This is a genomic window from Hymenobacter crusticola (genome assembly GCF_002154225.1).
GTDB classification, from domain to species: Bacteria; Bacteroidota; Bacteroidia; order Cytophagales; family Hymenobacteraceae; genus Hymenobacter; species Hymenobacter crusticola.
Genome location: NZ_MTSE01000021.1, coordinates 74,740 through 87,650 on the forward strand (window position 1 = coordinate 74,740; position 12,911 = coordinate 87,650).

The following is a 12,911-nucleotide window of genomic DNA, read 5'->3' on the forward strand; positions in this document are numbered from 1 at the left end:
TTTCTCTCACCTTTTTCCTAGTGGTCTATGTCTGAAACTATCTCTTACAATAATGCGCCAGTGCCCGTGGCGCTGACTATCAATGGCCAGGTGCACCAAATAGCCGTTGAGCCGCGCACTACCCTGCTCGACTTGCTGCGCGAGCACTTAGGGCTAATGGGCACTAAGAAAGGCTGCGACCACGGCCAATGCGGCGCCTGCACCGTGCTGCTCAACGGCGAGCGCCGCGTGAGTTGCCTGACGCTGGCCGTCAGTCACGACGAGGCCACCGTCACGACCGTGGAAGGCTTGGCAGAAGGCGACGTGCTCAGCCCTTTGCAGCAGGCGTTTCTGGAGTATGATGCCTTTCAGTGTGGCTACTGCACGCCCGGCCAATTGTGCTCGGCCCAGGGCCTGCTGCGCGAGGGCCACGCCCGCACCCGAGACGAGGTGCGCGAATTGATGAGCGGCAACCTCTGCCGCTGCGGCGCCTACCCCCACATCACCGACGCCATCCTGTCCGTCCTCCTCACCCAGCAGCCCGCCCCATGAGAAACTTCGGCTACTTCCGCGCTGCCTCAGCCGCTGAGGCCGTGCAGGCCGGCGCCACCCCGCAGGTGCACTACCTGGCCGGGGGCACCAACCTGGTCGACCTGCTCAAATACCGCGTCGAGCAGCCCGAGGCGCTGGTTGATATCAACCGCCTACCTTATGGCCACATCGAAGAGCTACCTGATGGCGGATTGCGACTAGGCGCGCTCGTGACCAATGCCGCCACCGCCTACGATGCGCGGGTACAGGCCCGCTACCCCCTGCTTAGTAGCGCCATTTTGGCCGGGGCCAGCGCGCAGCTGCGCAACGCAGCCACCAACGGTGGCAACCTCAACCAGCGCACCCGCTGCCCTTATTTCTACGACGTAGCCGCGGCCTGCAATAAGCGTGAGCCCGGCAGCGGCTGCGCCGCCCTAGGCGGCCACAACCGGGACCTGGCCATCCTAGGCACCAGCGAGAGCTGCATTGCCACCTTCCCTTCCGATATGTGCGTGGCGCTGCGGGTGCTCGACGCCCAAGTACGCCTACTGGGGCCGGCTGGGGAGCGGGTCGTTCCCATTGCCGAGTATCACCGCCTACCCGGCGCCGAGCCCTGGCGCGACAACAACCTGCTGCCCGGCGAGCTGGTAACCGCCATCGACCTACCCCCTACCGACTTCGGACAGCACTACACCTACCTCAAAATTCGCGACCGGCTCTCCTACGCCTTTGCGCTGGTCTCGGTGGCCGTGGCCCTGCGCCTCGACGAAGCCGGCCATGTGCTGGACGCTCACCTGGCGCTGGGAGGGGTAGCCCACAAGCCCTGGCGCGTGTCCGAAGCCGAGGATTTACTCACCGGTCAACTCCCCAGCGCTGAGGTGTTTGGAGCGGCGGCCGATGCGTTGCTGGCCGGAGCTAAGGGGCAGGGCGAGAACGATTTCAAGCTGGTACTAGCGCGCCGTGCCATCGTGCGAGCCTGCTGGCAGGCCGCCGCTGGCACCCCGCAGTCGCAGTCCGACAAACACATTCGCTAAGTTTTTCCGCTATGGTATCTGACTACTCCTCGCCCGCTAACGCTAAGCTACCCCCACTCCCCGCTCCCGGCAGCCCACGCCGGCTGGAAGGCCACGACAAACTCACCGGCCGCGCCCGGTATGCCGGCGACTTTACTGCCGACCTAACGGGCGGCGTGCTCGACGCGGCCGTGGTCGTGACTAGTACGCAGGCCACGGGCCGCATCTTAAGCATTGACGCCCGCGCGGCGAGCCAACTGACCGGCGTGCGCCTAGTCCTCACCCACGAAACCGCGCCCCGTCTACATTCGGTTATGGCCACCAACGGCGCGGAAATCGGGGATTTGCTGCCTTTGCAAGACGACAAGCTACATTACTACGGGCAGGCGGTAGCCGTGGTCGTGGCCGACACGCTGGCCACTGCCCGCGACGCGGCCGCACTGGTGCAGGTCACGTATTCTGCCCCCGAGCCGGACGCCGCCTTTACCCTAGCGCAGGGCCGCGGCCGGGCCCAGGACGTGAAAAAGGTAGGGGCCGGCGACCCCGGCCAGGTGCAGGTAGGCCACCCCGAAAAGGCGTTTGCCGCCGCCCCGCACCAAGTGGACATGACCTTCGACACGGCCGCCCACCACCACAATGCCATGGAGCCGGGCGCCATCGTCGCGGCCTGGGACGCGGATGGGGGCCTGACGGTGCACCTGCCCACCCAGTTCAGCTACGGCGACGCCGTGATTTTGGGCGAGGCCTTTGGGTTTGGGCTGAAAGAGCGGCTGCCCAACATTGTGGCGCAGGTGCTGGGCGGTATTGAGTTTCATCACAAGGTGCGGGTAGTGTCCACGATGACGGGCGGAGCCTTCGGCAGCAAAAACGCCAACGTGCACCTGCTGCTGGCCCCCATGGCCGCCAAGCTCACCGGCCGCCCGGTGAAGCTGGTGCTCGACCGCGCCCAAACCTTTACCCTGATGCCCTTCCGGGGCGAGATGCACCAACGCATTCGGCTGGGGGCCGATGCCGAAGGCCGCCTGCAAGCCGTGCTGCACGACGCGCTGCTGGCCAAGGGCACGGCCGGCCAGTTTGTAGCCCCCATCGGCGAGGGCACCACCAAGGTCTACGCTACCCCCAACCTAGGCCTACACGTGCAGGCCGCCGCCCTCGACACCAACGCTCCCGGCTGGATGCGCGGCCCCGGCGCGCCCAACGGCCAGTTTGCCCTGGAAAGCGCGCTCGATACGCTGGCCCACCAGCTAGACCTCGACCCGCTCGAAATCCGCCTGCGTAACTACGCCGAAACGGAACCGGACACGGGCAAGGAGTGGTCGAGTAAGGCGCTGCGGGAGTGCTACGCCCAAGGGGCCGCGCGTGTGGGCTGGCACCACCGCAACCCGCAGGTGGGCAGCATGCGCGCCGCAAACGGCCGGCTCATCGGCTACGGCATGGCCACGGCCATCTACCCTACCTTGCAGCTACCAGCCCGCGCCCGCGTGGAGCTCGGCGCCGATGGCCGAGCCGTGGTGCAGACGGCCAACCACGAAATCGGCCAGGGTATGATTACCGCCTTTACTCAGCTGGCCGCTGAAACCCTAGGGCTGCCCCTAGAGCACGTACGCCTAGAATGGGGCGACACCCGCCTGCCCTACGGCGGCATGACCGTGGGCTCGATGACCACGCTCAGCGGCGGGGCGGCCATTTTGGAAGCAGCCCAACAAGTGCAAAAAGCGCTGCTCAAGCGCGTAGTGACTGATAAAGCTTCACCGCTGCACGGCCTCGCTCCCGACGAGTTGCGCGTAGAAAACGGTCACATGGTGGGGCCGGGTGGTGCCAGCGAATCGGTGGCAGCGGCCATGGCCCGCCACCCCGAGGCGCCCATCCGCGAAGAGGCCACCACCGGGCGCACCATGGGCCACAGCAGCTACGGCCGCGAGGCGTTCGGAGCCGAGTTTGCCGTGGTAAGCGTGGACCCCGACACCATGCACGTGCAGGTGGAGCGTCTGGTAGGTGCCTTCGCCGGCGGGCGCATCCTCAACCCCCTGCTGGTACGCAGCCAATTGATGGGCAGCATGGTATGGGGCCTGGGCCAAGCCCTGCTGGAGCAAAGCGAAATGGACGAGCGCACCGGCCACTGGCTCAACGACAGCCTGGGCGAGGCCTTGGTGCCCACCAACGCCGACGTGGCCGACATCGACGTGATTCTGGTGGAGGAAGACGACAGCCGGGGCCATCCATTGGGCGTGAAAGGGCTAGGCGAGCTGGGTATTACGGGGGTAGCGGCCGCCATTGCTAACGCCATTTACCACGCTACCGGCCAGCGCATCACCTCCCTACCCATCACCCTCGACAAGCTGTTGGCGACGCCCCACTAGTGTTTGCCAGCAACCATTTCATGCGCCGACTCTTCCTTCTCAGCGGCATACTTAGCCTGGCGCTGCAACCCCGAATTGGCCGGGCGCAACAGCATTCGGACTTGGTGAGCTGGAACTGGGTGAGCGCAAAATGGCAGCCCGATAGCAGCCGCTGGGCGCTGGAAGCGTCGCCCAATTATGTGGCCTATCAGAACCTGACGCGCACGTTCTTGCGGGTGGGCCTGGGCCGGGTCAGCTACACCTTGCCTCGGCAACAGCTAACTCTCTGCTTGGCGTACGTGGCAGGAGCAGCTGACCAACTGGGCACCGCACAATTAGCCCAATTTCAAGTGGGGCAACTGCTGGCCCGCCGAGTGCTGCACCCGCGCTGGCAGCTCACGCTGGACCGCCTCTGGTTCACACCCATGCGATATGAGGGCCGGGAGCGGCAACCTACTTACCGGGTTCGCACCTTGGTAGGCGTGGTGCCCCAACTCACCCCGCACCTAAGCCTAGTGCTTAATACCGAGCCATTTCTCTACCGCACCGATACCTGGTTGCAAGAAGTGCGCTCCCAGGTCGGCTTGCAGTTTCAGCTCACGACTGGCATTACGGCGCAAGCGCTGTACTGGAACTGGTGGGCTGGCTACGAGCCGCGGCGCGTGCGCTGGCAGCATACGGCGCTGCTCACCGCTACCATTTTGCTTCCTAAAAGCCGCTCGCCTAGGGAGGCCCGCTAGCCAGCTTTTGCCTTACCTCCTACTGCCATTGAAGTGGTTAACTCATTGGCTCAGTAGCCGCGGGCTTCTCTTAAAAGCGCTCCAGTAACGAATAGCACCATCTCAGGAAGTTCTGTACCCACCTACTACGAAAGCCTATGCAGTCGCCCAGTTCTACCACCTCCTCGCCTCAGGCCATCACCCATGTGAAGTGGCAGGTTAAACCAGGAGCCGAGGCGGCGCTAGAAGAAGTGGCGCAGGCCACCCTGCAAGCCGCCAGCACCTTCCCAGGTTATACGGGCGGCAACCTGCTGCAGCCGGCGCCGGGCGCCGCGAGTGACGAGTGGCAATTGCTGGTGCAGTTCGCTACGCCAGCCCAATTGCGGGCCTGGCAAACTTCGGCCCTCTGCCGCTCCTGGAAAGCCCAAAGCGACGCGCTGACGGAGGGAGCCGCCCGGGTGGAGCGCATTAACGGTCTCGAAGGCTGGTTTACTCATTCCGGCAGCGAGGCCTGGGCTCCGCCCAAGTGGAAAATTGCGCTGGTTACGATGCTAGGCATTTATCCAACGATTATGCTGGTGCCGAAGCTGCTCGAACCGCTGGTGGGTTCCTGGGTACCGTGGCTGCACAGCCTGGCGGTGACGAGCGTGGTGATGGTGCTAATGACGTGGCTGGTCATGCCCGTTTTGACGCACTTGTTCAACCGCTGGCTTCACGCCCCGCAAGCAGCCCCGGCGACACCAAACAAGTAAGGTATTTTTAGCCGCGCGGCTGCCTTGCCGGAACTCAGACGCAAACTGTAGCTTGCACCACGACCATTTTTGGTGATGCACAAGTAAAATCCATCTCATGACCATTCAGCAGCAGAAGTTAGCCGATTACTACGCCCACCATCCCTTGGCGCCGCCCACCTCCAACTGGCCGAGCGGCGGGCACTTTCGGGCGTGGCGGCTGGAGGATTTTCTCGCCGACTTTGAGCTCATGGGCGTCTATAGCCGCAAGGATTTCTTTAAAGTCACGCTCAGCAGCGGGCCTTCCACCTACCACTACGCCCACCAGCGCCTGGAGCTAGCGCCTGCCGAGTCCGCGTTGGTGTTCACCAACACGCAAATACCTTACGCCTGGGAACTACCTGAGGGAAACTCCTGCCAAGGGTACTGCTGCGTGTTTACGGAAGCATTTGTGCCAACGCTCACGAGCGTGCGGCCCGCCGACTGGGCCGTTTTCGCGCCCGAGCAGCCCGGCTTTTTCCGCCTCAGCCCGGCGCAGCACGCCGGGTTTGCTGGCTTATTCGAGCAAATGCTGGCCGAACAGGATTCCGACTACCCCGCCAAGGACGAGTTGCTTTACCACTACCTGATGACGTGCATCCACCGGGCGCTGAAACTGGCCCCCGTGGAGCAGGCGCCCGCAATCAGCGGCCCGGAGCGCCTGGTCGCGGCGTTTCACGCGCTGCTGGCCCGTCAATACCCCATCGTCACCCCGGCCCGACGCCTGGCCTTGCGCACCCCGTCCGATTTTGCCGACCAACTGGCCGTGCACGTCAACTACCTCAATCGGGTGCTGAAGGCCGCCACGGGCAAATCCACCTCTCAGCTGCTGGCCGAGCGCCTCGTGCAGGAGGCCCGCACCTTGCTGCTGCATACCAACTGGCCCATCAGCCGCATCAGCTACTGCGTGGGCTTCGACGAGCCCACGCACTTCACCCAGCTTTTCCGCAAAGTGGCCGGCTGCACGCCCTCCTCGCTGCGGCAGGTTTGATTGGCGTCGGCATTGGTTTGATTGGCGTTATCCGGCCCGCACGGGTCCGCAGCAATTTTGTGGAGCAAACGGGAAGGCATCTTTTCCCGAGTCACTTAACCTCTAAATTGTATGAAAACCTGGTTCATTACCGGCACTTCAGCTGGCTTCGGCCGCCTGCTGACCGAAAAAATTCTGGCGCGGGGCGAGCGGGTGGCCGCCACGCTGCGCAAGCCCGACGCCCTCGACGACCTAAAAGCACAATACGGCGAGCAGCTCTGGGTCGCGGCGCTGGACGTAACCGATACCGCGGCCGTACGCCGGGTAGTTGACCAAGCTTTTGCCGACCTAGGCCGCATCGATGTGGTGGTCAACAACGCTGCCTACGCCCTGTTTGGCGCGGGCGAAGAAGCTGACAACGAGCAAATTCGCCAGCAAATCGACACCAACCTAACCGGCTCCATTCAGGTTATTCGGGCCGTGCTGCCTCATTTGCGGGCCCAGGGCGGCGGGCGCATCCTCCAGCTCTCGTCCGAAGGCGGGCAGATTGCCTACCCCAACTTCGGATACTACCACGCTACCAAATGGGGTATCGAGGGCTTCGTAGAGGCCGTGGCGCAGGAAGTCGCGCCCTTCGGCATCGAGTTTACGCTGGTCGAACCTGGCCCGGCCCGCACGAACTTCGGGGGTGGGCTGGTCCACGCTACGCCCCTACCCGCCTACGACGCCACCCCCGCCGGCGACGTCCGGCGCGGCTTGCAAGACGGCAGCTTTGCCGTCACCGGCGACCCCGCCAAAATGGTGGACGCCATGCTAGCTTCCGCCGACCAACACCCGGCCCCGCGGCGGCTTACCCTCGGGCGCGGGGCTTACGATAAGATTCGGGCGGCCCTGGTGCAGCGCTTGGCGGAGCTAGAGGCGCAGCAAGCCGTGGCCTTTTCTACGGAGGCTGACGACTGACCATTTTCTTGTGGGCGGAAGCCAACGAGCGGTTGCAGGAGGTAATAGCAGCTTGGCCAGCCTCGGAAATACTTGCGGGTCAGAAGCAGTTTCTTGTGTTTCGTCCGTGTGGTGTAGACCCAACCGTCAGGCCCTAATACCGTCTTCTCTATTATTAGTAACGAACGGGTAGTATGGTACTCATCGGTTGATTAAAAGCAGGCGGCTCATGACTACTGGGTGTCGTGTGCTGTACACTCTTCTCATGAGCACGAGAAACTGTAGTGTACAATGTTCGATGAACAAGTTTTCTGAACCATTTCCGAGCCTTTTTTATCGCTCCCACCTGCCCCCTTTTCTCAAGCGACCAGTTGTTCATTCAAACGAGGGAGCAACCTTGGGCTGATATCCCATCATACCATTGTTCCAACGCCCCTCTGACATCAGCAAACGACCCCACTAGTTGGGATGAGGAACGTAAGAACGTAGACTTACTGGGCCGCGGGATACCAGTTGCGCAGCCGAACGTCAATGTTCTTATTGGCCGCATTCACCGCTTTTTTGAAGCCGTCCACGTCGCTCAAACCGTTCTGGCCTCGGTAATGATAGGGGTACACGATGCCTGGCTTAAAGGCTAGCACACCCTGCGCGGCTTGCTGCACGTCCATGGTGTAGGGCAGGTTCATGCACACAAAGGCCACATCGATGTTTTTCAGCGCGCGCATTTCGGCAATATCTTCGGTGTCGCCGGACAGGTACACGTTTTTGCCGCCTAGCTTTAGCACGTAGCCGTTCCCCCGGCCCTTGGGGTGTCGCGCGTCGGCGGCTACGGGCAAGTTGTACATCGGAATGGCTGACACGCTTAGGCCCAATGTGTCGAGCCGCTGGCTGTTACCAAGGATACGTACTCGCGTTTTATACTCGGCCGGCAGTTGCTCGGCCACTGCTTTTGGCACCACTAGCAGCGCTTTGCCCACAGAAAGGCCAGCCAGTGTTTTGGGGTCCAGGTGGTCGCCGTGGATATCGGTGATGAGGACAACGTCGGGCGCGGCCAGCCCGGCGTAGGCCGCGGCTCCGCCGTAGGGGTCTACATAAATGGTTTTCCCGTTCCAGGTAAATACCACGCTGCCGTGCGTGATGGGCTGTATCGTAAGCGGCCCTTTGCTAGTAGCAAGCTGGTCAGCGGCTACGCGCGAGGTAGCGGCGAGGGAGGTAGTTTGCGCCGGCGCTTGAATAGCCAAAGCAGCCAACGCGGCCGTGAGTACGAGGATAGATTTCATGGGTGTTCCTATCTAATGAGTAAGAGGAGTCGCCAGACTGTTCTAGTAGCCTAGCTTGGAAAGAGTCGACTGGGAAGCCATAACCGGGTGCCGCTGCACAAGTTCAGGTTAGCGATTGGCCAAGCTCGTAACCGCATCCATGCAGCTTGTATTACGTGTTGGGAATCAGTCGGGAGCCATGTAGAGATCAGAAGATTTTGGGCCAGCTCGTTGCCCTTTTACCGGCTTGTAACTTTATTCAACGCTTTGCTTCATCGTCATGTCCGAGCACGAATTGACCTTTCGCCTAACGAAAATGGTGATTTCATCAAACTTATACATCAGCAGACCCTGAAGCCCCTCGAAATGCGCTTGTGGTCTTGTTTGAGCACGCGCAGGTTCAGCAGCTGATCTTCTTCGAAGTCTTCCATGCGAATGTCCTCGTAGCGCACATCGCGCACCAGGTTCAAGTCGCCGCCGCTGATGGCTCGGCAGCCCTGGTAGTTCGGGCCGTCTTCGTCGTGCTCCAGGATGTCGAGGTTGCGGAAGGTGATGTGCTCCAGGGTGTCGCCCGCAATGTCGGTGTCGCCGTGAAGACCTAGGTTTGTCGGATGCGCCACGTCGGCCCATAGGGTTGAGTTCTGCACCGTGACGTTGCGAGCGTTGCCGTAAAACTGCCAGCGGTGGCCGTACAGCGCTACGCAGTCGTCGGAAGTGCGCAGGAATACGTCATCGACCAGCACATCCGAGCAGCTCATCAAGTCGATGCCGTCACTCCACGGTTTAGCGCTGAACGACTTCAGATTGCGAATAGTTAGGTGGTTCGACTGGCCGCCGTACACGGTGTAGTGCTGCGGATTCTTGACGATGATGCCCTAAATAGTGACGTTGCGGGAGAACGTGACTTCCACACCGCGCTCGGGCTGGTCGAGGATGCCGCGCCCGATGATACGCACGTTCTCGGCATGGTCGACCACGAGCTTGGCCTGCAGCACCGCCCCACCAGCTAGGTATACGGTGGTGTTGCTTGGCACGTGAATAACGCTGCCGGGCAAATCGGGCGGGGTATAGATGCCGGACCCGAAGTACATGACGTGCGGGTCCTTCGGGTCCGGCTTTTCCGTCTCCAACGCGTTAGCAAACACGTGCAGGGTTAGCAGCTTGTCACCGTTGAACTCCACCGACAGCTTGCGGTGCTTATCCAGCGTACAGTACACCGTATTGTCTGCCACCCTAGGTTTGATGGTGTACGACAGCGGCCGGATGCGCACCTGCTGCACCGCCCCATTGTTTTGCGAACGGCTACCTCCACCGCCCCGAAAGTCGAAGGTGACCATGGACGCATCGCGCACCTTGTCGAGGTCTACCTGCACGTTGTACTCAAACAGGTCTTGTCATTCGCCGCCGACTTGGCGCACGCGCACGGTGTAATCGTCGTTGTGCTGGCTGTAGAGCACGCCGTTGGGCACCGGGTGAACTACAAGATTGCCGGATTGAGCCCGGGCCACCAACGCAAGCAAACATACCATGGCGGTGCAACAGGCACGTCACAAGGGCGAAATCTTCATAAGGGGCGGCGTGGAGAAGCTAGCTTTTAATGGTTTCGAGCCAGGCTTGCGCCATGAGCTGGTTGCCGGCCACGCTCGGATGCACCCCATCGCCGGTCCAGTAAGAGCCGGGAGCCTGTTTCTGGGCTTGGTCGAAGATGCGCTGGTAGGGAATCAGCGTGGCGTTGAACTGCGCCGCGATGCTGCGAGCGGCGGCTTGGTAGTCCTTGAAGGCAGGAAACCATTTCTCATCTACGGCCTTCACGCCCGGCACGGCAAACGGCTCCCCCACGATAAGCTTCACGTCGGGCAAGCGCTGCCGAGTGCGGTTAAGCAGGGCCGTAAAATCGTCGGTGTACGTCTTCACGGTGCCTTGGTATTTGCCCGTCAGCGTGTGCCAAAAGTCATTGACCCCAATCAGAATGCTAAGCACAGTGGGTTTCAAATCCAGGCAATCAGCGTCCCAGCGCTCAGCCAGCTGGTACACCTTATTGCCGCTGATGCCCCGGTTGTAGATCGTCAAGTTCTGGTCGGCATGGCGCAGCAGGAGCTCGGCGGCAGCGAGGTAAGCGTAGCCGCTTCCTAGCGCCCCCGACGAGTTGGGAACGTTGGCATCTTTGGGATCTTTCTTGCGGCCAGCATCCGTAATGGAGTCGCCCTGGAAGAGAATGACGTCGTTTGGGGCTAGGCTTATCTTCTGCGCTTTGGGGCTAGCTTCTGCGGCCAGCAAGGCGGACGGCATCGTGATGGCGGCCAGAGTGCCCACAGAAGCATTTTTGAGAAAGGTGCGGCGGACGAAAGTTGGTTGTTGTGACACGAATAGTAGAGGATAAACAGAGTGAGGGGATGAAGTGCAAGGGCGCTTCGACTAGGCTTTCACCTTGTAGAGCCGGGCGCCACAGAGAAAGATGACAAAGTAGCAGATGATAGGCAAGTAGTAAGCCGCGGCCACGTCGTGGTTGGCGATTTTGCCCATGAGGTAGGAAAAAAGGCTCCACCCGCCACGGCCATGACTAAGATAGACGAGGCCTGCTGGGCTTGCGGACCTAGGTCCTTGATACCTAGACTGAAAATGGTCGGGAACATGATGCTGAAAAAGAAATTGATCAGCAGCAGGGCCATGCAGGAAGGCTAACCCCAACTTTGAGCCACAATCAGGCACATTAGCACGTTGGCCAGCGCAAAGGCCGCCAGCAGCTTATTAGGCGCGATGTAGCGCATCAGGAAGGTGCCCACGAAACGGCCACCCATCATGAGCAGCATGAATAAGGAGAAATAACTCGCCGCCGTCTGATCGGAGAAGTGCATTTTCTCAACCCCGTAGTTGATAAAGTAAGCCTAGGTGCCGCCCTGCGCGGCCACCTTGAGACACTGTGCCAGCCAGGCCCACCGGCAGTGGCGGTGCTGCAACAAGCTCTTGGCGTGCGGCACTTCTTCGGCCGTGCCGCTGTAGAAGCCTGCCTCCGTTTCAGCCGGTACCTCCGCGTGTGCATCCTGCAAAGCGGGCAGCTAACCTTTTCTGTCCTGATTCCTAACGCATGGGCCCCTAGCTAGGTAGAACTAGGCAGAGGCGCCACCAACTTTTTAGAAATGCTGCTAGGGCTGCGGCACAACTAAAAATGGGCTGCGCCTCATGCTGGTAGTAGCTCGGCTTGCCGCATCTGCATAGGCGTCAGGCCGGTATGTTTCTTGAAAAATCGGTTGAAATAGGTGGGGTAGGCGAAGCCTAAGCTGTCTGCTATTTCGGCAACGGACCAATAGCTCGTTTGGAGTAGCACGGTAGCTTCCTGCACGAGGCGTTCGACTAAGTGGGTAGTGGTGGTTTTGCCCGTGGCTGCTTGCACAGCCCGATTGAGGTAGTTGACGTGAATCGCTAGCGCGGCGGCATAGTCTTGGGGCGTGCGCAGGCGGAGTTGGTGTGCGGGCGTCAGCAGGGGAAATTGCCGCGTCAAAAGCTCCAGAAACAGGGAGGCCACGCGCCCAGCCGCGTTGTGGCTGCTAAAGTGGGCCGTGGGCGGGTCTATTTTTAAGGCTTCGTGTAAGATCAGCTCTACATAGTTGTGAATCACTTCGTGGCGATGCGCATAATCGGTCGTGGCCTGGGCCAGCAACTGCCGAAATAGCGGCTCCAAAACAGCCAGCTGTTGTTCATTGAGCAGCAGGGCCGGGCTGCCCCCGGGCCGAAACAGCGGTGACTCCGCCAACGAGGGCAGGCCGGGCCGCCCGTTGCCCTGCCAAAACTCGGCATTAAAGGAACAGTAGATGGCCTCATGCGGCCCCGCATCACGCTCGCAGGAGTAGGGCACCAAGGGGTTAGAGAAGATCAGGGCGGGCTGCGCGACTTCCAGGCTGCGGCTGGCGTAGTGCAACCGTCCCGTTCCAGCCTTAAGTAAGTAGATCTTGTAGAAGTCGCGCCGCTGGTGCGGGCGCAGCGGCGGCACCGGCTCGGCACTGCTGTACACAAAACACTGCCCCGTACCTGGAGCGGCCACCGTAGCGGCGGTCGAACGGGGACGGGTTGTCAGAATATGGTGGTGAAAACCTTGTAGCGTTTCAGTTAGGTCAGGTATGCTCATACCAGCAGGCTGGGGTCTAAAAAATCAGTGAGCGAACGGCCGGCGAAAAGGCTGGCGCAGGTTCGAATTGTATATGTTTTGGTTTGATCTAAGGCAATTTCTGCCGCTGGTAGCTGAGACCTTTGCCTTACCAATAAGCCAGCTTACAGTCGGCGGCACACGGCAATGCACGTTGCTTTAGGGTACGCTAGCTGGGCGGCAGTATTTCATTTTTCACCTTTCTCATTTACCATATTCTATGAACAACCCCTTGCAGATCCCGCCCACCG

Annotated in this window: 15 protein-coding genes; 7 read left to right on the forward strand and 8 right to left on the reverse strand. The window is 61.0% G+C overall.

Annotation, left to right across the window (positions count from 1 at the left end; genetic code table 11):
* Positions 1–27: 27 nt before the first annotated feature.
* The 7 genes from BXP70_RS23805 to BXP70_RS23835 all read left to right on the forward strand — a co-directional run bounded on the left by BXP70_RS23805 (position 28) and on the right by BXP70_RS23835 (position 7,281).
* Entirely contained in the window at positions 28–531 is a 504-nt protein-coding gene (locus BXP70_RS23805) for a (2Fe-2S)-binding protein (RefSeq protein ID WP_086596629.1), read from the forward strand.
* Entirely contained in the window at positions 528–1,544 is a 1,017-nt protein-coding gene (locus BXP70_RS23810) for an FAD binding domain-containing protein (RefSeq protein ID WP_086596630.1), read from the forward strand. The genes BXP70_RS23805 and BXP70_RS23810 overlap by 4 nt, the downstream gene beginning before the upstream one ends.
* Positions 1,545–1,555: 11 nt before the next feature.
* Entirely contained in the window at positions 1,556–3,883 is a 2,328-nt protein-coding gene (locus tag BXP70_RS23815; RefSeq protein ID WP_086596631.1) for a xanthine dehydrogenase family protein molybdopterin-binding subunit, read from the forward strand.
* Positions 3,884–3,903: 20 nt separating this feature from the next.
* Complete coding sequence (locus BXP70_RS23820) at positions 3,904–4,602, forward strand: hypothetical protein (protein ID WP_143436656.1); 699 nt, start codon at positions 3,904–3,906, stop codon at positions 4,600–4,602.
* A gap of 137 nt (positions 4,603–4,739) precedes the next feature.
* Entirely contained in the window at positions 4,740–5,333 is a 594-nt protein-coding gene (locus tag BXP70_RS23825) for an antibiotic biosynthesis monooxygenase (protein ID WP_086596633.1), read from the forward strand.
* Between the two features lie 97 nt (positions 5,334–5,430).
* The gene (locus BXP70_RS23830; RefSeq protein WP_086596634.1) at positions 5,431–6,342 is read left to right on the forward strand and encodes a helix-turn-helix domain-containing protein; all 912 of its coding nucleotides are present in this window, start codon (positions 5,431–5,433) and stop codon (positions 6,340–6,342) included.
* A gap of 111 nt (positions 6,343–6,453) precedes the next feature.
* Positions 6,454–7,281: an SDR family oxidoreductase gene (locus tag BXP70_RS23835; RefSeq protein ID WP_086596635.1), complete on the forward strand. Its 828-nt coding sequence runs from the start codon at positions 6,454–6,456 to the stop codon at positions 7,279–7,281.
* A 470-nt stretch (positions 7,282–7,751) separates the two neighbouring features.
* Here BXP70_RS23835 and BXP70_RS23840 read toward each other — a convergent pair whose 3' ends face one another.
* The 8 genes from BXP70_RS23840 to BXP70_RS23860 form a co-directional block, all read right to left on the reverse strand.
* Positions 7,752–8,540, reverse strand: a complete 789-nt coding sequence (locus BXP70_RS23840) for an MBL fold metallo-hydrolase (protein WP_086596636.1) — start codon at positions 8,538–8,540, stop codon at positions 7,752–7,754.
* Positions 8,541–8,860: 320 nt separating this feature from the next.
* Positions 8,861–9,391, reverse strand: a complete 531-nt coding sequence (locus tag BXP70_RS30370; RefSeq protein WP_317044485.1) for a glycosyl hydrolase family 28 protein — start codon at positions 9,389–9,391, stop codon at positions 8,861–8,863.
* A 3-nt stretch (positions 9,392–9,394) separates the two neighbouring features.
* Entirely contained in the window at positions 9,395–9,892 is a 498-nt protein-coding gene (locus BXP70_RS30375) for a hypothetical protein (protein ID WP_086596638.1), read from the reverse strand.
* A 21-nt stretch (positions 9,893–9,913) separates the two neighbouring features.
* Positions 9,914–10,048, reverse strand: coding sequence for a hypothetical protein (locus BXP70_RS30840; RefSeq protein WP_262490764.1), 135 nt, complete (start codon positions 10,046–10,048; stop codon positions 9,914–9,916).
* 58 nt (positions 10,049–10,106) lie between these two features.
* Positions 10,107–10,883 carry an SGNH/GDSL hydrolase family protein gene (locus tag BXP70_RS23855; RefSeq protein ID WP_218779853.1) on the reverse strand — a complete coding sequence of 259 codons (777 nt, stop codon included), beginning with the start codon at positions 10,881–10,883 and terminating at the stop codon, positions 10,107–10,109.
* A gap of 314 nt (positions 10,884–11,197) precedes the next feature.
* A complete protein-coding gene (locus BXP70_RS29620) occupies positions 11,198–11,374 on the reverse strand; it encodes a sugar MFS transporter (RefSeq protein WP_143436657.1) in 177 nt (58 codons plus the stop codon).
* A gap of 30 nt (positions 11,375–11,404) precedes the next feature.
* A complete protein-coding gene (locus BXP70_RS30000; RefSeq protein WP_179197802.1) occupies positions 11,405–11,566 on the reverse strand; it encodes a hypothetical protein in 162 nt (53 codons plus the stop codon).
* 131 nt (positions 11,567–11,697) lie between these two features.
* Positions 11,698–12,642 (reverse strand): helix-turn-helix domain-containing protein, encoded by a 945-nt coding sequence (locus BXP70_RS23860; RefSeq protein ID WP_086596639.1) that lies wholly within the window; start codon positions 12,640–12,642, stop codon positions 11,698–11,700.
* Positions 12,643–12,911 lie beyond the last annotated feature (269 nt).

Excerpts from the sequence above, each read along its gene's own strand:
- BXP70_RS23835 (WP_086596635.1), top strand. The coding sequence starts at position 6,454 with ATGAAAACCTGGTTCATTACCGGCACTTCAGCTGGCTTCGGCCGCCTG.
- BXP70_RS23820 (WP_143436656.1), top strand. The coding sequence starts at position 3,904 with ATGCGCCGACTCTTCCTTCTCAGCGGCATACTTAGCCTGGCGCTGCAA.
- BXP70_RS23860 (WP_086596639.1), bottom strand. The coding sequence starts at position 12,642 with ATGAGCATACCTGACCTAACTGAAACGCTACAAGGTTTTCACCACCAT.
- BXP70_RS29620 (WP_143436657.1), bottom strand. The coding sequence starts at position 11,374 with ATGCACTTCTCCGATCAGACGGCGGCGAGTTATTTCTCCTTATTCATG.
- BXP70_RS30840 (WP_262490764.1), bottom strand. The coding sequence starts at position 10,048 with ATGGTATGTTTGCTTGCGTTGGTGGCCCGGGCTCAATCCGGCAATCTT.
- BXP70_RS23810 (WP_086596630.1), top strand. The coding sequence starts at position 528 with ATGAGAAACTTCGGCTACTTCCGCGCTGCCTCAGCCGCTGAGGCCGTG.
- BXP70_RS23815 (WP_086596631.1), top strand. The coding sequence starts at position 1,556 with ATGGTATCTGACTACTCCTCGCCCGCTAACGCTAAGCTACCCCCACTC.
- BXP70_RS23830 (WP_086596634.1), top strand. The coding sequence starts at position 5,431 with ATGACCATTCAGCAGCAGAAGTTAGCCGATTACTACGCCCACCATCCC.
- BXP70_RS23825 (WP_086596633.1), top strand. The coding sequence starts at position 4,740 with ATGCAGTCGCCCAGTTCTACCACCTCCTCGCCTCAGGCCATCACCCAT.
- BXP70_RS23840 (WP_086596636.1), bottom strand. The coding sequence starts at position 8,540 with ATGAAATCTATCCTCGTACTCACGGCCGCGTTGGCTGCTTTGGCTATT.
- BXP70_RS23805 (WP_086596629.1), top strand. The coding sequence starts at position 28 with ATGTCTGAAACTATCTCTTACAATAATGCGCCAGTGCCCGTGGCGCTG.